At 65.9% G+C, this 18,849-nt stretch carries 16 protein-coding genes; 5 read left to right on the top strand and 11 right to left on the bottom strand.

The window, feature by feature from the left end; all coding sequences use genetic code 11:
* Positions 1-59: 59 nt before the first annotated feature.
* Positions 60-326, bottom strand: coding sequence for a hypothetical protein (locus K254_RS0106165; protein ID WP_026554620.1), 267 nt, complete (start codon positions 324-326; stop codon positions 60-62).
* 73 nt (positions 327-399) lie between these two features.
* Positions 400-2,691: a glycosyl hydrolase family 95 catalytic domain-containing protein gene (locus tag K254_RS0106160; protein WP_026554619.1), complete on the bottom strand. Its 2,292-nt coding sequence runs from the start codon at positions 2,689-2,691 to the stop codon at positions 400-402.
* 191 nt (positions 2,692-2,882) lie between these two features.
* Between K254_RS0106160 and K254_RS0106155 the strand changes: the two genes are divergently transcribed.
* Positions 2,883-3,905 (top strand): acetylxylan esterase, encoded by a 1,023-nt coding sequence (locus tag K254_RS0106155; protein WP_026554618.1) that lies wholly within the window; start codon positions 2,883-2,885, stop codon positions 3,903-3,905.
* Here K254_RS0106155 and K254_RS22090 read toward each other — a convergent pair.
* A complete protein-coding gene (locus K254_RS22090; protein ID WP_035749059.1) occupies positions 3,902-4,147 on the bottom strand; it encodes a YegP family protein in 246 nt (81 codons plus the stop codon). The genes K254_RS0106155 and K254_RS22090 overlap by 4 nt on opposite strands.
* 112 nt (positions 4,148-4,259) lie before the next feature.
* Complete coding sequence (locus K254_RS0106145; protein ID WP_026554617.1) at positions 4,260-5,732, bottom strand: MFS transporter; 1,473 nt, start codon at positions 5,730-5,732, stop codon at positions 4,260-4,262.
* Positions 5,733-5,816: 84 nt separating this feature from the next.
* On the opposite strand from K254_RS0106145, the gene K254_RS0106140 reads away from it, so the two are divergent.
* The 3 genes from K254_RS0106140 to K254_RS22080 all read left to right on the top strand — a co-directional run bounded on the left by K254_RS0106140 (position 5,817) and on the right by K254_RS22080 (position 8,430).
* Positions 5,817-6,194: a MarR family winged helix-turn-helix transcriptional regulator gene (locus K254_RS0106140; protein WP_026554616.1), complete on the top strand. Its 378-nt coding sequence runs from the start codon at positions 5,817-5,819 to the stop codon at positions 6,192-6,194.
* 278 nt (positions 6,195-6,472) lie between these two features.
* A complete protein-coding gene (locus K254_RS22085; protein ID WP_051388914.1) occupies positions 6,473-7,420 on the top strand; it encodes a ScbA/BarX family gamma-butyrolactone biosynthesis protein in 948 nt (315 codons plus the stop codon).
* Complete coding sequence (locus K254_RS22080; protein ID WP_051388913.1) at positions 7,399-8,430, top strand: NAD-dependent epimerase/dehydratase family protein; 1,032 nt, start codon at positions 7,399-7,401, stop codon at positions 8,428-8,430. Before K254_RS22085 ends, K254_RS22080 begins: the two co-directional genes overlap by 22 nt.
* Before the next feature lie 99 nt (positions 8,431-8,529).
* Here K254_RS22080 and K254_RS22075 read toward each other — a convergent pair whose 3' ends face one another.
* From K254_RS22075 to K254_RS0106110, 4 genes are all read right to left on the bottom strand, one after another.
* A complete protein-coding gene (locus tag K254_RS22075; RefSeq protein ID WP_051388912.1) occupies positions 8,530-10,599 on the bottom strand; it encodes an ABC transporter ATP-binding protein in 2,070 nt (689 codons plus the stop codon).
* The gene (locus K254_RS0106120; RefSeq protein ID WP_026554615.1) at positions 10,596-12,329 is read right to left on the bottom strand and encodes an ABC transporter ATP-binding protein; all 1,734 of its coding nucleotides are present in this window, start codon (positions 12,327-12,329) and stop codon (positions 10,596-10,598) included. The genes K254_RS22075 and K254_RS0106120 overlap by 4 nt, the downstream gene beginning before the upstream one ends.
* A 245-nt stretch (positions 12,330-12,574) precedes the next feature.
* Positions 12,575-12,787, bottom strand: coding sequence for a hypothetical protein (locus K254_RS22070; RefSeq protein WP_035749057.1), 213 nt, complete (start codon positions 12,785-12,787; stop codon positions 12,575-12,577).
* 196 nt (positions 12,788-12,983) lie between these two features.
* Positions 12,984-15,374, bottom strand: a complete 2,391-nt coding sequence (locus K254_RS0106110) for an ATP-binding cassette domain-containing protein (RefSeq protein WP_026554614.1) — start codon at positions 15,372-15,374, stop codon at positions 12,984-12,986.
* A 178-nt stretch (positions 15,375-15,552) separates the two neighbouring features.
* Between K254_RS0106110 and K254_RS22065 the strand changes: the two genes are divergently transcribed.
* Positions 15,553-15,954 (top strand): DUF3817 domain-containing protein, encoded by a 402-nt coding sequence (locus K254_RS22065; protein WP_051388911.1) that lies wholly within the window; start codon positions 15,553-15,555, stop codon positions 15,952-15,954.
* Here the strand turns inward: K254_RS22065 and K254_RS0106100 are convergent, their stop codons facing one another.
* From K254_RS0106100 to K254_RS0106090, 3 genes are read right to left on the bottom strand one after another with little or no spacing between them, the layout of a single operon-like run.
* A complete protein-coding gene (locus K254_RS0106100) occupies positions 15,955-16,986 on the bottom strand; it encodes a hydroxyacid dehydrogenase (RefSeq protein WP_231391763.1) in 1,032 nt (343 codons plus the stop codon). It lies immediately after the preceding gene.
* Positions 16,983-17,903, bottom strand: coding sequence for a carbohydrate ABC transporter permease (locus K254_RS0106095; RefSeq protein ID WP_081709931.1), 921 nt, complete (start codon positions 17,901-17,903; stop codon positions 16,983-16,985). The genes K254_RS0106100 and K254_RS0106095 overlap by 4 nt, the downstream gene beginning before the upstream one ends.
* Positions 17,900-18,832, bottom strand: coding sequence for a carbohydrate ABC transporter permease (locus K254_RS0106090; protein ID WP_026554611.1), 933 nt, complete (start codon positions 18,830-18,832; stop codon positions 17,900-17,902). Before K254_RS0106090 ends, K254_RS0106095 begins: the two co-directional genes overlap by 4 nt.
* Between the last annotated feature and the right edge of the window lie 17 nt (positions 18,833-18,849).

The raw sequence follows: 18,849 nt of genomic DNA, 5'->3' as shown, positions 1-18,849 counted from the left end.
CACCCCAGGCCCGGCTCTGGCAGGGCGCCGCGGTGGACGGGCCCTGCCAGAACGGTTGGCTACTTGGCCATCCCCGCCTGGACAGGCACAAAGCCGACGCCGTTGCGCTGGTGGCCGGTCTTTACGGGATGGCGGATGAAGCCCTTCGCATCCAGATGGTTCTTTTCGCGGTACACGGCCAGGGCGGCGTCGTAGAGCTCGTTCACCTGCTGGCCTGTGAACACTTCCTGCGATCCATCGGTGAAGGTGATGGACACGTCCACCGAGGCCGGAAAGTGCCGGCTCATGCGAATGTTGCCGTCGGCATCTTGCTGGAGATTGATCATGGGGTTCCGCCTTTGCGATTGATTACCTCCAGTCTCCCCCACCCGGGCCCACCCCGTTGGCAGATCGCTCGCCCTAGCCCACGGGCACCGCAAAGGTGGCCGCCACGGCCTGCCCTGCCGACAGGCGCACCTCGAAGTTGGCACCCACCTTCACCACCTCCGGCAGGGACCATTCCGGTTCCCGCCCGTCGAAGTTGTCGCGGATCCGCACCACACCATCACGGCCGGCCACCACCGTCAGCTCCGTGGTGGCGTTGCCCTCCCACCGGGCCGACACCCGGTGCCCGCCTTCGACGCGCAGGTCCGAAAATCCTGCGTTGTGCCAGTGCTCCGGCATGGCCGCGAACACTCTGATGACCTCGCTGCCGTGGCGCCCCGGCGTCGGGCTCCAGCTCTGCAGCAGCATTTCCTGGACGGCCTGCATCGCCGCAAAGTTTCCTTCGAGCGTGAACGGGCGGTAGGTGAAGTCGGAGAACCCGCGCCCGGACTGGTCGCCGTTGACGTGGAAGCCATTGCGGGAGACGAAGGCACGCGTGAAGACATTCAGATGGCGGAAGGCCTGCTCGCCGTCCCCGACGCGGGCCCGCAGGCACGCCATCCACGACCACGAATAACCGGTCCACTGCCCCGTGCCCAGCTCCTCCCACGCGGCCAGCGAGGCAACGATGCGCTTCCTGTCCTCGTCCCCACCGTCCACGGTGATGAGGTTGAAGGGGTGGATGCCCATCAAATGGGACAGGTGGCGGTGGCTTTTCCGCAGTGGAGTGTCGGCATCCAGCAGCAGTTCGCCGTCGACGGCGGTGTGGAAGTCCCCCAGTCTGGCCGCCAACGACGCCCAGCGGTCGGCCTCCGCGGCCAGATCCTGCGCATCGGCCATTTCGGCCAGGGCCAGAAAGAGCATCTTCAGGCACATCAGGTCGTAGTTGCTGTTGGGCTTCAGCCAGGCCTCTGGGCGGTTGTCGAAGATCTCCGGCGAGGATGACTTCGCCAGCACCAGGACGCCGTCGCCGTTCTCGGTGAGCAGCTCCGCCATGCACCGGCCCACCTCGCTGCACCACGGGTAGGCACGATCGGCCAGGAACTGGTCATCGCCCGTGTAGCGCCAGTGCAGATAGAACAGGTGGGCATTCCAGGCGCTCATGGTCGGCGACATCGAGTACTGGCTCCAGCCGCCCAGAGGCTGGCCGGCCAGTGACATGACGCCCGGGGAGGCCAGGCCGTGCGTGCCGTAGAAATCCCGTGCGAAGTCACGGAACTGAGGCGCCAGCTTCCATAGGAGGTCCAGGTAGCTCGCACCGGAGTCGAAATCGCCGGATGCCTGGTAGGCGCTGTAGGTCAGCTGGGTGTTCAGGTCGTTGTGGTAGTCGCCCTTCCACGGCGGCAGCCCACCATTGTCGGCCGTCCACACGCCCTGCAGGGGCATGGGCGGGGCCCCGGTGCGGGAGCCTGCGCCGTAGAGGTACCGGGTGAATTGGTAGCTGCGCTGGATGTGGGCCTCGGGGACCTCAACGGCGGACTGCGCCCAAAAGCCATGCCACCACGCAACATGGTTGGCCAGCATGTTCTCGTAGCCCATGGCCAGGGCGGCGCTGCACCGCGATTGGGCCAGATCCAGCAGATCCTCGCCCGGTGCGCAGTCCGCACTGGTGGTGATGGCCACCGCAAGAAGGGTCTCCAGCTCCGAGTGCTGCGCCGCGACGCAGACGCAGTAGGAGAAGCCGTCGGCGGCGTCCTGGACGTACCACTGCATGCCCGCCTCTGCGCCACAGACTGCCGGCGGACAGCCCAGCGCCGCCACGGCGCCGCCGGCGTGGGTGTCGACGTCGGATCCCGCCATGTCGGTTCCGGCCGGCACCAGCCTGGCGGCGGGAGCCACCGCGCCGGGAAGGCGCAGCATGGCCACCGGCGCTGCGGCACTGAAGAAGGCCGTGCAGGCCGAGCCGCCGCCAAGCGCGGCGGTTCCCTCCGCGGTGGCGAGGTCCAGCTCGAAGGATTCGATGCTCTGTCCCGGATCCAGTGCCAGTTCCAGCCGTCCAGCGGGTAGCTTGGTCGGCGTCAGCCCCCCGTAGTACTTGCCCCAGGGGTCCGCCTCGTCCTGGAGGTCCTGCCACGGATTCTTCTTCCACCATTCGGCCTCTCCCGTGGTCCGCTCATCCCAGAGGTCGCCCCGGTCCAGGGACAGGCGCAAGGTGTTGCCGCCACCCCACAGCAGGCCGCCCATCAGACCGTTGCCCAGCGGAATCGCGTCGTCCCACGAGGTGATGGGAGCCGCCAGGCGCAGATTGTCCGCGGATTTCGGTGGCAGGTTGGCAGGCATCGTCAGTGACTGCTGCAGGGTCCGGGTGTCATGGCTTTGGTGTGTCATCACCACCATCCTGCCAGCCATTGGCGAAGGATTGTGACTTTTAGCCGCTATTGCTTGGCACATTCAATCATCGATGGCGGTGCGGGGCGCCCGCACCGCGTGTGGCTGGGAACCCACCTTCCAGTACCGCCCGTACAAGATCGGACGTAGGATCACCTACAGAACCCTTGCCCCAGATCCAGGAGACCTCCATGCCCCTCTTTGACATGCCACTGGACCAGCTGCGCAGCTACGCCACCACCGCCGTCGAACCCGGCGACCTCGACGCCTTTTGGAGCCAGACCCTGGCCGAGGCCCAGGAGCTGCCCCTCAAGGCGGTCTACACGCCGGTGGACAACCATCTGGCCGTCATCGACAGCTTTGATGTCTCATTCTCGGGTTTCGGCGGCGACCCCATCAAGGGCTGGCTGCATCTGCCCGCGACCCGGACGCCCGGAAGCACCCTGCCCGTGGTGGTGCAGTACATCGGCTATTCGGGCGGACGGGGGCTGGTCCAGCAGGACACCAAATGGGCCCAGGCCGGATACGCGCATTTCATCATGGACACCCGGGGCCAGGGCTACGGCGGCATCGTCGGAGAGACCGCCGACCCCCACCCCTCGGCCGGCGGAGTGGCCTACGCCGGGCTGATGACACGGGGCATTGCCTCCCGCGAGGACTACTACTACCGGCGCGTGTATGTCGATGCGTTCCGGGCCATCGAAGCCGCGCAGAGCCACCCCGCGGTGGATGCGGCCAAGGTGGTCCTGGTTGGCCTGAGCCAGGGCGGTGGCCTGGCCATTGCCGCGGCGGCCCTGGCGGCCGGGCGGCTCGACGGCGTGCTCGCCACCCTGGCCGACGTGCCGTTCCTGCAGGATTTCCCGCGCGCCATCGACATTGCGCCGCGGGGGCCCTACCCGGAGATTGCCAACTTCCTCAACCGCCACCGGCATAGCTACGAGGCAGTTCTGGAGGTGCTGAACTACTTCGATGGCGTGCACCTGGGCCGCCGCGCCACGGCGCCTGCACTGTTCTCGGTGGCGCAGATGGATGATGTCTGCCCGCCGTCGACGGTCTTCGCTGCCTACAACGCGTACGGAACCGGCGCCCCGTCGTCGCCCCGGACAGCGCCGGCGAAGGACATGGCGGTCTACCGCTTCAACAACCACGAGGGCGGACAGGAGCACCACTGGGTCCGCCAATTGGAGTATGTCGCAGAACTGCTGGCCGGCTAGGTCCTGCCACCGGCGGCGGCCAGTACCTGGCGCCTGCTGTGGGGTGGGGCAACAGCCCGGGAACGTGTGAGGTCGGTGATGAAGGCCGTGCCGGCGATTTCCCGGGCCCTCTCGATGCCTTGCACCGCCTCGGTCTTGGTGTCGAATTCGACGGACACCGCCATCAACGCCCCATCGGCATCAATGAGCAGCACCCGGTAGGAGCCATCTGATGCCTCAACCAATTCAAATCTGCCAGCCATAGTTCTCCCGTTTCCCGAGCGCGAACCTACCTGTGATATCCAACACCCTATCGGTGTTGTGCGTGGCAGGATAGATGCTCTTTCCTGCGCCGGGCGGGCGCAGGAAAGAGCATCAGGCGGCGGGCTCGATGGCGGCCGGCTTCGACCGCCGGGAGGGCGAGACGGCAATCACCAGGGCCGCGATGGCCACGGCAGCGCTCAGGATCAATCCCGGACGATATTGCTCCAGCATGGCCGCCGCGTCCACGGTGGCACCGCTCTGCGTTCCGCCGTCGTGGCCGCTGACCATGGCCGTCGTGACAGCCAGGACCAAGGCTGCGCCCACCTGCGTGCTGGTCTGGATCAGGCCTGCGGCCAGACCCTGCTCGGAGTCGCGGATGCCCGTGGTGGCCTGCACATTGATGGAGGGGAAGGCCAGGGCAAACCCCACGCCCAGCAGCAGCACCGATGGCAGAATGTCCATCAGATAGTTGGGCGACGTTCCCACGCGCAGGAACAGGACGTAGCCGAGCGCCAGGGACGCCAGGCCTGTCACGATCAGCCGCTGGGCACCGAACTTGTCAATCAACCTGTCGGCGAAGGGCGCGCTGGAGGCCACGAGCAGACCCGTTGGCAGCAACGCCATCGCCATGCCCAGCGGCGACCAGCCCAGTACTGACTGCAGGTACATCGTCAGGATGAACTGGAAGCTCAGATAGGAGCCAAAGAGCCCGACGGCGCTGAGGTTTGCCCGGGCCACCCAGCCTTCCTTCAAGATGCTGAACCTGATAAGGGGGTGGCGGACGCGGTTTTCGATCACGGCAAACGCCGCCAGCAGTGCTCCGGATCCGGCAAATCCGCCGATGGTCGCTATGGATGCCCACCCATGTCCCGGTGCCGCGACGAGCGTATAGACCAGCCCCAGCATGCCTGCGGCAAGCGTGGCGGCGCCCCAGATGTCATGTCCGCCTGCTTCGCTCCGGTCGGCCACGCTGTCCCGCGGAACGAATTTCAAGCCGAGAAGGACGACGGCGACGGCCACCGGTACGGAGACCAGGAAGGTCCAGCGCCAGCTCATGGCGGTCATCAACCCTCCGACAACAAGGCCAAGCGAGAAGCCGCTGGCACCAAAGGTGGTGAAGATGGAGAGGGCCCGGTTGCGCTCACGGCCTTCGGCAAAGTTGGTGGTGATGATGGAGAAGGCGGCGGGTGCGGTGAACGCCGCGGCCAGTCCTTTGACAAACCGGGTGGCGATCAAGATGGCCGGATCGTCCACCAGGCCGCCCAACAGTGACGCCGCGGCGAAGACACTGAGGGCAATCAGGAAGATGCGCCGGCGGCCGAGCAGATCAGCCATGCGGCCACCCAGCAGGAGCAGACTGCCATAGCCCAGGACATAGGCCGAAACAATCCATTGGAGCGATTCGGTTCCAAGGTGGAGTTCAGCGCCGATGGAGGGCAGTGCCACACCCACCATGGAGACGTCCAACGCATCAAGCGCCAGGACAGTGCATAAGACGAGCAGCAGCATCCACTGCGCCCGGCTCCAGCGGAGGGGGCCAAGCTGCTCCACTGCGGTTCTTTCAAGTGTCGAAGGTGAGGTCATGGCATCAATTTATATGACGCGTCATTGAATGACAAGGAATCTTATTCCATGGACTATTAATTCGTCATGAACTAGAATCGACGCATGGCAACACTGCAGGATCGGGCGCTGGTTGAGCAATGGCGCGGCATCCAAACCACGTACTTCCGCACCGCGGCGGCAATCGACCGCGCCCTGGAATCCAAGTTCAGCATCGGCCTCACGGAGTTTGAGATTCTCGATCTCATTGCAGAGAGCGCTGATGCCGCCTGCCGAATGAAGCAGCTGGGTGAGCGTACGCCCATGACCCAAAGCGCCATGTCAAAGGTGGTGGACAGGCTTGAGAAGGCCGGTCTCATTTCGCGGCACTCCTGCGAAGATGACCGGCGGTCCTTGTTTCTGGAACTCACCGACGCCGGATGTGCACTGCACCGCGATGCGGCCGTCGAACACCGGGCGCTGCTCAAGGAGAATTTGGCCTGATCTGGCCGTTGCCCGGTTCCGGGCATGACAATGGCCCCACCAGTTTATTGGGGGACAACTGGTGGGGCCATCTCCAATGAGAATATGACTCAATGCCGCCGGCGTCAAATGGCAACACGCCGAAGACATGCCCACCGGCCGGATCAAGCCGGCGCAGGCACTGCAGATTTTGGCCCAGCCAATGTCCCTCCCCTGTAGCTAGAATTTAGGCATTCTGCAGCAGGAGGGTCGTGGGCATGGACGGGTTGGACGCGCGTGGCAGCAATTCTGGAAGTGAAATGAGAATTTTATCGTTCGAGGCCTCCCTGCCCCGTGAGCTGGTCCACCGGCGGGCTGTCTCGGAAGTGTTCATCACCGACTTCGTCCACTGCGGCAACGGGCGCTCCCTGGCTGGCGCGCAATGGCCCCGCTGGCATGTCTTCTATGGCTCAAACCTTCCGGGCGTGGATTCGGCCCTGGTGGCTGAAACGCTGCGGCAGGCCGTCATCGTGGTGGCCCACCAGCGTGGCGTGCCTTTGACCCACAAGTTCCTCCTGCCCCACATGGAGCTGTCGGTCGGCACAGCAGACTTCGATGGACGTGAACCCGTGGAGGTCGTTGTTGAGCTGGACGTTGTGGACAGCGCCGGCCCGGCGGATGCGCCGTCAAGCCTCACCGTCGCCGCGCGCTTCCTCCACGACGGCACGGAGATTGGCACCGGAACCGCTTCGGCGCGGATGCTCAGCGCCGCAGCGTATGAGCGCTACCGCCAACCCCGTGCGCCATCCTCCATCCCGGGCGCTGGACGATTGCTGGAACCCGGGATCGTGGGCCACCACAGCATCCGGAACGTGGTGCTGGGCGCCGCTGTGCGGCCCTTGGCGTGGCCGCTGCACATCGACCAATCACATCCGATCTTCTTTGACCATCCACTGGACCATGCCCCCGGGATGTTGTTGCTGGAAGCCGCCCGGCAGGCCCTGCGCGCAGCCTCCGGTGCACCCGATGCCGACTTCTCCGGCTTCCGTGCGGACTTCTTCCGCATGGTCGAGTTCAACCAGCCCGTCGAAGTCACGGTTTCCCTGCCCGGCCCGGGGCAGGCAATGGATGCGGTGGCCGTGGACATTGTCTCCGGCGGTTCCGTGCTGATGTCCCTCAAGGGCGGCATGGCGACCGGGCGGCCCCGCACGCCGACGCCCATCACCTCCATGGAAGGTGCGTCTGCATGGCAGCCCCCGATCCGTTGACACAGCGCCACTTCGCGGGCACCCAGCCAACGGCGGCGGCGCGTGGCGGAGTGGACGGCAGACCCAGGGTGCTGGTGCTGGGCGGCTCGGGATTCATCGGCAGCAGGATTGCCGCAGCGCTGGCGGACTCAGGGGCTGCCCGCGTGGTAGCGCTGTCCCGGCGGCCTCAGGGCCCCGGAACGGGCAGCACCAGCGTCGTTGCGGGTGATATTGAGATCCCCGACAGCCTCGATCCAGTCATGGAAGCAGTGGATGTGGTGGTCCACTCCGCGTCCTATGTTGGGCGCGATCCGCAGCTGGCACAGTCAACGAATGTGGACGGAACGTGCAACGTCCTTGCGGCCTGTGCCCGCGCCGGCGTGCCCCGGATCATCTACGTCAGCACTGCAGCCGTCTACGGCATGGGCCCACACCGCGGCGTCAGGGAGGAAGTGCTTGGCTACAATCCTGCATCCGCCACCAGCGACAGCCGGGCGGCCGCCGAGCAGCTGGTGCTCGAGCACGGTGGGGACGTGGTGCGCCCCAACCTCGTTCTTGGCAGCGGCGACCGCTGGGTGGTGCCGGGGCTGGTGAAAATGATGGCCAGTGGCGGCGCGTGGCCCGGGAACGGCTCCGCCCTGCTGTCGATCGTTGATGTGGCGGATCTGGGCAGGCTCGTCGGCAGCTTCGCCCTCGCCGGACGGCAGGAGAGGTCGGTGTTCCATGCGGCGAACCCGGAGCCCGTTGCCACAGCCGATCTGCTGCGGGCCATCGCCATGGCATCCAATGCCCCCATGCCGGCGTTCGCCGGCCAGGGGCAGCCCGCGGGCCCGGAACTTGGACGGGCCGGCTTCAGCCCCCACCAGGTCGACATGGTGGCCGTGGACCACTGGTACCGTTCGGGCCGGCTCTGGCACGTGGCCGGTCTAACGCCGCCCTCCCCCGGCGAGGCCGTCGGGCGGATTGCAGGATCCTATCCGGGGCTGCGCCCGGCTGAGATCCACCGCCGGCCGGCCCAAGGCCGAGGCTGAGGGCGGGCAGCGGCTAAAGCTGGCCACCGCCACAAAGGGAGGGGTGCAGTCCAGTGGACTGCACCCCTCCCCCGGCGGGAAACCAGGCCGGCCTGGAACCTACGCCGGGGCGGCGTCGGACTCCAGCACCTCCTCGGGGGCATCCTCCGATGCCGTCTGGGAGCCCTGGTCCGCCGGCAGCTCGGCGTCCAGGTCCGTGGCGGCCTGTTCGAACTGGGAGTTGTAGAGCCGCCAGTAGGCGCCGCGCGCACTGAGCAGGGACTGGTGCGTGCCCTGCTCCACAATGTCACCGTGTTCCATCACCAGGATCAGATCCGCGTCCCGGATGGTGGAGAGCCGGTGGGCAATGACGAACGACGTCCGCCCGGAACGCAGCGCCGCCATGGCGTGCTGCAAGAGCAGCTCAGTGCGCGTGTCCACCGAGGACGTTGCCTCATCGAGGATCAGCACCGACGGTTGGGACACGAACGCCCGGGCGATGGTGATGAGCTGCTTCTCACCGGCCGAGACATTCGAGGCATCCTCATCCAGAACTGTGTCATAGCCCTCGGGCAGCGAATGAACGAAGCGGTCGACGTAGGTGGCCTTGGCCGCCTCCAGAACCTCTGCGTCGGTGGCGTCCTGCCGGCCGTAGCGGATGTTCTCCTTGATGCTCCCGGCGAAGAGCCACGGATCCTGCAGGACCATGCCGGTGCGGGCACGGACGTCGTGGCGGCGCAGATCCGCGATGTTCTGGCCATCGATCAGGATCCGCCCACCATTGAGCTCGTAGAAGCGCATGATGAGGTTCACCAGCGTGGTCTTGCCCGCACCCGTCGGCCCCACGATGGCGACAGTCTGCCCGGGCTTGACCTTGAAGGACAGATCCCGGATGAGGGGGCGCTCGGGCGTGTAGGCAAAGGCCACGTTCTCGAAGACGATGGTCCCATCGCCATCCACCGGGGCGGGGGCATCGACGTCGTCGGGCTCCTGCTCCTCGGCGTCAAGGAGTTCGAACACGCGCTCGGCCGATGCCGTGCCGGACTGCACGACGGCGGCCATGCCGCCCAGCTCGGACAGCGGCTGGGTGAACTGCTGCGAGTACTGGATGAAGGCCTGCACGTCGCCGAGGCGGAGCTGGCCGCCGGCGACCATGAGACCGCCCAGCACGGCAATGCCCACGTACGTCAGGTTTCCCACGAACATCATGGCCGGCATCATGATGCCGGAGAGGAACTGCGCCTTGAAGGAGGCCTCGTAGAGCTCCTGGTTCTCTTCCTTGAACTTGGCCAGGGCATCCTGCTCCTTGCCGAACACCTTCACCAGAGCGTGGCCCGAGAACGATTCCTCGACACGGGCGTTCAGACGCCCCACCTTGCGCCACTGCAGGCCGAAGGCCTTCTGCGACTTCGGGCCGATCACGCCGAAGATCACGCCCATCAAGGGCATGCTCACCAACGCCACCAGGGCCAGCTGCCAGGAGATGGAGAACATCATGATGAGCACGCCGACCACCGTCAGCACGCTGGTGACCACCGTCGACAGCGACTGCTGCATGGTCTGGGTGATGTTGTCGATGTCGTTCGTGACGCGGGAGATCAGCTCGCCGCGCTGCACCTTGTCGAAGTAGCGCAGCGGCATCCGGTTGATCTTCGCCTCCACCTCTTCGCGCAGGCGGAACATGGTGGTCATCATGATCTTGTTGATCACGTAGCCCTGCAGCCAGCCCAGCACCGAGGCGACAAAGTACAGTGCCAGCACCAGAATGAGGACCTGGCTCAGCCGCAGGAAGTCGACGCCCAGGCCGGGGGTCAGATGCATGGCCGAGACCATGTTGGCCAGATCCGTCTGTCCCGCGGCACGCAGCTGCTCCACGGCCTGTTCCTGGGTGACACCGCTGGGGAGGTTCTTGGAGATCACACCCTCAAAGATGATGTTGGTGGCTTCACCGAGGACCTTGGGGGCAATGACGGCCAGCACGACGCCGATGGCACCCAGGAGGGAGACGAAGCCGAATGCCCAGGCGTGCGGCTTCAGCAGCCCCAGCAAGCGTTTAAAGCTCGTGCCGAAGTTCTCCGCTTTGCCGGGTTTGACGCTGGACCAGTCGTCGGAGGCGACGCGCGCCTGCTCGGCCAGTTCGAGTTCTAGCTGCTCCTCTTCGGAGAGCGGGGTGGGAGTAGTGGTCGTCATGCTGGTGTCTCCACGCTGAGCTGGGATTGGACGATTTCCTGGTAGGTGGTGCAGCTTTCGAGGAGTTCCCCGTGGGTTCCGATGCCGACCATCGCGCCGTCGTCCAGGACGACGATGCGGTCTGCATCGGCGATGGTGGACACGCGCTGGGCGACGACGATCTTGGTCACCGTGGGAAGCTCCCGCCAGAGTGCCTGCCGCAGCCGTGCGTCAGTCGTGAGATCAAGCGCGGAGAACGAGTCGTCGAAGATGAGAATGTCCGGGTTGTGCACGATGGCGCGGGCAATGGCGAGCCGCTGCCGCTGGCCGCCGGAGAGATTGGTGCCGCCTTGGGCGATGCGTGCGTCCAGGCCGCCTTCCATCTCTGCCACAAAGTCCCGGCCCTGGGCGATCTCCAGGGCGTGCCAGAGCTCCTCGTCGGTTGCCTCCTCCCGGCCAAAGCGCAGGTTGGAAGCCACGGTGCCGGAGAAGAGGAAGGGGCGCTGCGGCACCAGGCCAATGCTGCGCCACAGCAGATCGAGTTCAACCTCGCGGACGTCGACGCCGCCCACCCGGACGCTGCCCCCGCTCGCATCAAACAGGCGCGGGATCAGGGACACCAGCGTCGTCTTGCCGGCACCGGTGGAGCCGACAATGGCCACAGTTTCGCCCGGGGCTGCGGCGAAGGTGACGCCGTCAAGCACCGGCCGTTCGGCGCCCGGGTAGCTGAAGGTGGCATTGCGCAGTTCGACGGCGCCCGGGTTCGGCAGGCGGAGGACGGCATCCTTCGGCCTGGCCAGGGTCGATTCGCTGGCCAGGACCTCGCTGATGCGTTCGGCACTGACCGCTGCGCGCGGAATCATGATGGTCATGAAGCTGGCCATGAGCACGCCCATGAGGATTTGCATGATGTAGGCCATGAAGGCGAACAGCGTGCCGATCTCCATGTCGCCGTCGTTGACGCGGATGCCGCCGAACCAGATCACGCCGACAACTGTGACGTTCAGAACCAGCATGGCCAGCGGGAAGAGCAGGACAAACAGCTCGCCGACCTTGCGGCCGACCGCCATGATGTCGTAGTTCGCCTCGCGGAAGCGGGCGGCCTCGATGTCCTCGCGGACGAACGCCCGCACCACGCGGATGCCCGTCAGCTGCTCACGCATGACGCGGTTCACGGCGTCGAGCTTGTGCTGGTACCGGCGGAACAGCGGCACCATGCCGCCGATGATGAAGCCCACCATCACCAGCAGCACCGGAACCGCGACGGCGATCAGCCAGCTCAGACCGACATCCTGGCGCAGTGCCATGATGATGCCGCCGATCGCCAGCAGGGGCGCGGACACCAGCATGGTGGCGGCCATCATGGCGAGCATCTGGACCTGCTGCACGTCGTTGGTGTTGCGGGTGATCAGCGATCCTGCACCGAAGTGCGACACCTCCCGCTCGGAGAAGGCGCTGACGCGTTCAAAGACGCCATCGCGGATGTCGCGGCCCATTTGCATGGCCGCCTTCGCCGCAAAGTAGGTGGCCACGATGGAGCAGGCGATCTGTCCGATGGAGATGGCCAGCATCACGGTTCCGGAGGACCAGATGTAGCCGGTGTCGCCCAGGGCCACGCCCTTGTTGATGATGTCGGCGTTGAGGCTGGGCAGGTACAGCGACGCCATGACCGACGCGAACTGGAAGACCAGCACCCCCGCGAGCAGCCAGCGATAGGGCCTGAGATAGCGAATGAGGAGCTTTCCGAGCATTGTTTCTCCAGGGTTGTGGAACGAGCACAAAGACTTTTCACGAGGTGGTGGCGGCCAACGGATCTGCGCAGAATTCCGCCACCGTGGTGCGCGCAGCAAGTGACTACCAGTATCGCCAGGGGCACCGACATTCCGGTCGGACATCCACCAAATCCCCATTCAACCAGAGGGCGGCCGCACGGGGAAGGAACCCCGGGACGGCGGCGGCTGGGAACCACCGCCGTCCGCGTGGGGCGGGGCTGCGCCTACCCGGCGCTGGCGCTGAAGCGGCCCTTGGCAGCGTCGACGTCGTCAACGCGGACGGTGAGCCGCTGGCCCTCGGCGGCGCCGCGGAGGCCGGTGGCGAGCCCCGGCATGCCGTCGGGACCCTCGATGAGGACGCCGAAGGGCAGCACCTTGGCAACGGTTGCGGTGACGACGTCACCCGCAGCAAGTGCGGTGTTGTGTTGTCCAGTCATGTATTTCACCTCCTCTCGCAGACTGGATCGATGTCCAGCAAAAGAGGCGGCGGGCCGCGGGCAGAGTGCGTCAAGCAGCTATCGGATAGCCAATCCGTGCGTGGCGTGGGGCCGGTCCGATGTTCACGGGCCCAGTCTAGGACCGGCACGGCCCCGGGGCCAGTGCCGGTCCGCCGCAGCTTCGGCAGTGCTGTTCCTAGGCGCCGACGTACGCTGCCAGGTGCCGGCCGGTCAGCGTGGCCTGCTGTGCCACAAGGTCCGCCGGGGTGCCTTCGAAGACAATCCGCCCGCCCTCGTGGCCGGCCCCGGGGCCGAGGTCGACGATCCAGTCCGCATGCGCCATGACCGCCTGGTGGTGCTCGATCACGATCACCGACTTGCCGGAATCGACAAGCCGGTCCAGCAGGCCCAGGAGGTTCTCGACATCGGCCAGGTGCAGACCGGTGGTGGGCTCGTCCAGGACGTAGACATCGCCCTTGTCCGCCATCTGGGTGGCCAGCTTCACGCGCTGCCGTTCGCCGCCGGAGAGCGTGGTGAGCGGCTGTCCGAGGGTGAGGTAGCCGAGTCCGACGTCGACGAGCCGGTCCAGGATCTTGTGTGCCGCGGGGGTTTTGGCCTCGCCGCTGCCGAAGAATTCCTCTGCCTCAATCATCGACATCGCCAGCACCTCGGCGATGTTGCGCCCGCCCAGGGTGTATTCCAGCACGGACGCCTGGAAGCGCCGGCCCTCGCACTCCTCGCAGGTGGATTCAACGGTGGCCATGACGCCCAGCTCGGTGAAGATCACGCCGGCACCGTTGCAGCTGGGGCAGGCGCCTTCTGAATTGGAGCTGAACAGTGCCGGCTTGACACCGTTGGCCTTCGCGAAGGCCTTGCGGATCGGCTCGAGCAGCCCGGTGTACGTAGCCGGGTTGCTGCGCCGGGAGCCCTTGATGGCACCCTGGTCGATGACCACCACGCCCTCGCGCCCGGCCACCGAACCGTGGATCAGCGAACTCTTGCCCGAACCGGCGACACCCGTGACGACGCAGAGCACGCCCAGGGGGATGTCGACGTCGACGTCCTTCAGGTTGTGCGAGGACGCCGAACGGACCTCCATCGTGCCCTTGGTTGACCGCACACTGTCCTTCACCGCGGCCCTGTCGTCCAGATGGCGGCCGGTGATGGTGCCGCTGGCGCGCAGTGCCTCAACGCTGCCCTCAAAGCACACTGTGCCGCCGTCGGTGCCGGCGCCGGGACCGAGGTCGACGACGTGGTCCGCGATGGCGATGGTCTCGGGTTTGTGCTCGACCACGAGCACCGTGTTGCCCTTGTCGCGCAGCTGCAGCAGCAGCTGGTTCATCCGCTCGATGTCGTGGGGGTGCAGACCGATGGTCGGCTCGTCAAACACATAGGTGATGTCGGTGAGGGACGAGCCGAGGTGGCGGATCATCTTGGTGCGCTGGGCCTCTCCCCCGGAGAGCGTGCCGGCCGGCCGGTCCAGGGAGAGGTAGCCCAGGCCGATCTCCGCGAACGAGTCCAGCAGGTGGCGCAGGCCCTTCAGGAGCGGCTCGACAGTGGGCTCATCGAGGGCGCGGACCCACTCGGCCAAGTCACTGATCTGCATCGTGCACAGATCGGCGATGTTCCTGCCCTGGATCCTCGAGGACCGTGCCTCCGGGCTTAAGCGGGTCCCCTCGCATTCGGGGCACGGCTGGAAGGTGATGGCACGCTCCACGAAGGCCCGGATGTGCGGCTGCATGGCGTCCACATCCTTGGACAGGATGGACTTCTGGATCTTCGGAATCAATCCCTCATAGGTGAGGTTGATGCCTTCGACCTTGATCTTGGTCGGCTCCTTGTAGAGGAGGTCGTCCAACTCCTTCTTGGAGTACTCAGCGATCGGCTTGTCCATGTCGAAGCCAGCGCCGGCGAAAATGCGGCCGTACCAGCCGTCCATGCTGTAGCCGGGGACCGTCAACGCGCCGCCGCCGAGGGACTTGCTGTCGTCGTACAGGGCCGTGAGGTCGAAATCGGAGACCGAGCCCATGCCCTCGCAGCGCGGGCACATGCCGCCCAGATAGACGGCACCCTTCACCACACTCTTCTCCACCCGGCCGGCCTTCTCGGTGCTCATCACACCGCTGGCCTTGCGGGTGGGGACGTTGAAGGAGAACGCCGTCGGCGGGCCCACATAGGGGGAACCAAGCCGGCTGAAGAGGATTCTGAGCATGGCGTTCGCGTCGGTGGCCGTGCCCACCGTCGAGCGGGGGTTGGCACCCATCCGCTCCTGGTCCACGATGATCGCCGTCGTCAGCCCCTCCAGATGGTCCACCTCGGGCCGGGCCAGGGAGGGCATGAAGCCCTGGACGAAGGCGCTGTAGGTCTCGTTGATCATCCGCTGCGATTCCGCGGCGATGGTGGCGAAGACGAGCGAGCTCTTGCCTGAGCCGGAGACGCCGGTGAACACCGTCAGCCGGCGCTTGGGCAGCTCAACGCTGATGTCCTTGAGGTTGTTCTCGCGGGCGCCCTGCACGCGGATCAGATCATGGCTGTCGGCAACTGACCCATCAGAGGATTTCTTCTGGCCACTCGTGGCAATGCTCATCGTCTCTCCATCTGTTGGGCTGGGCCACCCGCACGGCGCGGCGCCGGCAACGGTTGCTGACTACACTATCGCCAGCCACCACGTCCCAAGGTTCCTCCCAGACGGCTCCACTAGCATGGGACGGATTGCCGGGGACAGCAGAACGCCTGGCCCGCCCCGTGTAGAAGGACAACCCACCGTGACCAATCCCGGCATCAGCGCCGTCGGCCGCATCTTCAAAGCCATTGCCATTATCGAGGCCTTCACCTGGGCGGGGCTGCTGGTGGGCATGTTCCTGAAGTACGGCACGGAAACGACTGAAGTTGGCGTCAGGATCTTCGGCGCCCTGCACGGTGCCGCGTTCCTCATCTACGTCGCAGTGACGATCCTCGCGGCCATCCGGCTGCGCTGGACGTGGTGGGTTGCCCTCGCTGCGCTGGCCGCCGCCGTCCCGCCGCTGGCGACCATTCCCGTGGAGATGTGGCTTCGGCGCCGCGGCAGCCTCTCCGCTCCCCCGGTGAAGGATCCGGCCGGCGGCGCCCGGCCCCAGGACCAGGACGTGTCCGACGACGGCGAACTGGCGAAGGCCGCCGGCCGCTAGCTAGGCGGTGAACTCCAGATCCCGCGCCCGCAGGGGGAAGCGCAGCGGCTCTCCGCGCGCAATCCTGTGCGCCTCTGCCACCGTGCTGTCCGCCATCCGTGCCAGTTCGGTGCCGAAGGACCCCGCCATGTGCGGCGTCAGCAGGACATTGGCGTTCGTATAGAAGCCCGAGTCCTGGGGAAGCACCCACGGTGTGGTCACGTCCAGCACCGCATAGATGTCGCCCGTCTCCAACCGGCGCAGCAGAGCATCCTGGTCCACCAGCTCGCCCCGGGCGGTGTTGATGAACGTGGCTCCGGGACGGAGATTGGCAATCTGGCGGGCGTCGACGAGGTTGAGCGTGGAGGGCAGGGACGGCGCGTGCAGCGAGACGACGTCGCTGCTGGCCACGAGCTCGTCCAGGCCAACAGACTTCACGCCCAGGGACTCGGCCTCTGCCTCACTGAGGAATGGATCCGAGACCACCACCTCGACGTCGTACGGCTGCAGCAGGCGGAGAACATGCCGGCCGATCTTTGAGGCTCCGATGATCCCGACGCGCTTGCGGTAGTTGCCCAGATCCGGGAATTCATCCTCCGGTTCCACGGGAGTGCGCAGTGCATGCATGGTCCTGGCTATCTGCAGCACCCGCTTGTTGGCCAGCAGGATCATCGCCACCGTGTACTCGGCAACGGGGATGGCGTTGGCATCCGCGGCAGTGCTGATCTGGATGCCGCGCTCCCAGCAGGCCTCGCCCACATGGTTGCGTACAGTGCCGGCCGAATGCAGGATGTAGCGCAGCCGTGGTGCTGCGTCGAGCACCACGCCGTCGATCATCGCACACCCCCAGCCGGTGATGAGGACGTCCGCCTGGGCGAGCACGGCCAGCGCATCCGCCGAGGAGAACTCCTCCAGCGGCCGGCGGCTGAGCAGGTTGGCCTCCGTCTCCAGCGTGTCCAGCAGGCTGGGCGGGAACAACCGCTCCGCCGTCGCCGCTGGCATGGCCAATGCCACGTTCAGCCCCTTGTCCACCGCCGGTGCAGGGGCGCTCACTTGACGCTCCCCGAGGTCAGCCCGGACTTCCAGAAGCGCTGCAGCAGAATGAACGCCACGAGCAGCGGAATGATGGAGAGCAGGGACCCGGTGATCACCATCGGCGTGAACTCCGGCAGCGGCACCGAGTAGCCCTGCCAGATCGAGATGCCGACGCTGACGGGCAGCAGCTGCTGGTTCTGCAGCATGACCAGCGGGAGCATGAAGTTGTTCCACACGCCCACGAATTGGAAGAGCCCGATGGTGACATAGCCCGGCATCATCATCGGCAGGCCCAGGGAGAAGAAGGACCGGATGGGCCCGGCACCGTCCATGCGGGCCGCCTCCAGCGTTTCCGCCGGAACATAGGATGCGCTGTAGACCCTGGCCAGGTAGACGCCGAAGGGATTGCACAGCACCGGAATCAGGACAGCCCACATGGTGTTCGTGATGCCGAGCTGGGAGGCCAGCAGGTACATCGGCAGCACCGTGGCCGTGTTGGGGATCAGCACGCCCACCAGCACGATGCCGTAGAAGGAGTCCTTGCCCTTGAACTGGAACTTGTCGAAGGCGTAGCCGGCCATCACGGAGATCAGCCCGCCGAACACCGCACCGAATCCGGCGTACATCACCGAGTTGGCCATCCAGCGGAAGAAGATTCCGCCGTCTTGGGAGGCCACGTGCTTGATGTTGTCGAAGAGGGCGAAGGTGCCCAGGGAGTAGGCGCCGGTGCCGTAGAGGTCCGCCGCATTCTTTGTGGACGCAAACAGCAGCCAGAGCACTGGCACAATCATGTACGCCGAGCCAAGGATCAGGAGGCCGTTGACAGTCAGTTTGCTGCCCAGGCCGCCGCCGACGGCCGACTTCCTCGGCCTTGTGGGAAGAGGCTCGACGGCGCGGGTCGCTGCCGGCGGGCGGGAAAGGATCTTGGTGCTCATGCTTTGTTCATCCTGGAATTGAATCGGGTGACGGCCAGGGACAGGATCGCTGCCAAGGCGGCGATGATGATCGATGCCGCCGCGGCCTGGTTGAGGTTGTGCCGAATGAAGGCTGCGTCATAGGCCCACATGTTCGGGACCCAGGTGCTGGTGACAGCTGACGTGGCCTTGCCGATGATGGTCGGCTCGGTGAACAGCTGCAGGGTTCCGATGATGGTGAAGAGCATGATGACACTCAGCGCCGGCAGGATCAGCGGGAACTTGATGCTCAGCGACAGGCGGATCTCACTGGCACCATCCACACGGGCCGCTTCCAGCACCTCCCGCGGCACGGCCTGCAGGGCCGTGAACAAGATGATGACGTTGTAGCCGGTCCATTCCCAGACCCCGATGTTCACGATGGAAGGCAGCACCCAGTGGGCGTCCAGGAAGTTGATCTGGATGCCTCCGCTGGCCAGGGCCTGCACCAGCGGGCTGATGCCGGGCGTGTAGAGATAGGACCAGATGAGGGCAGCGATGACGCCGGGAACGGCGTGGGGCAGGAACACCAGCAGCTGGAACAGCTTGCGGGCCCGGGCCACGCCCGCGTCCAGGAGCAGGGCGAAGACGACGGCGGCGCCCACCATGGCCGGGATGTAGATGATGCAGTAGACCAGCAGCCTGACGATGCCGCCAACAAACGACTCCGAGGCAAGGACCTGCAGGTAGTTCTCGATGCCGACAAACGTCGTCTTGGCTTCGCCAAAGCCCAGTCCCGACTTCTGCTGGGAGTAGAAGCTGAGCACTATCGAATACACCACCGGAGCGACCATGGCGACGGCGAAGACAGCGAAGAAGGGGGTCAGGAAAAGCGCCGCGGACTTGCCGCCGGTGCCCGAGGACGTACGCCGCCGCGTACGAACAGTAGTGGTGATTGCCGAAGTGGCCATGGGGTTCTCCTAGCTGG

Origin of the sequence: Arthrobacter sp. 35W (assembly GCF_000482545.1) — a bacterium.
Taxonomy (GTDB): domain Bacteria; phylum Actinomycetota; class Actinomycetes; order Actinomycetales; family Micrococcaceae; genus Specibacter.
Note: the sequence above shows the minus strand (reverse complement) of the source record. Positions and strands in the feature narration are given on the sequence as shown.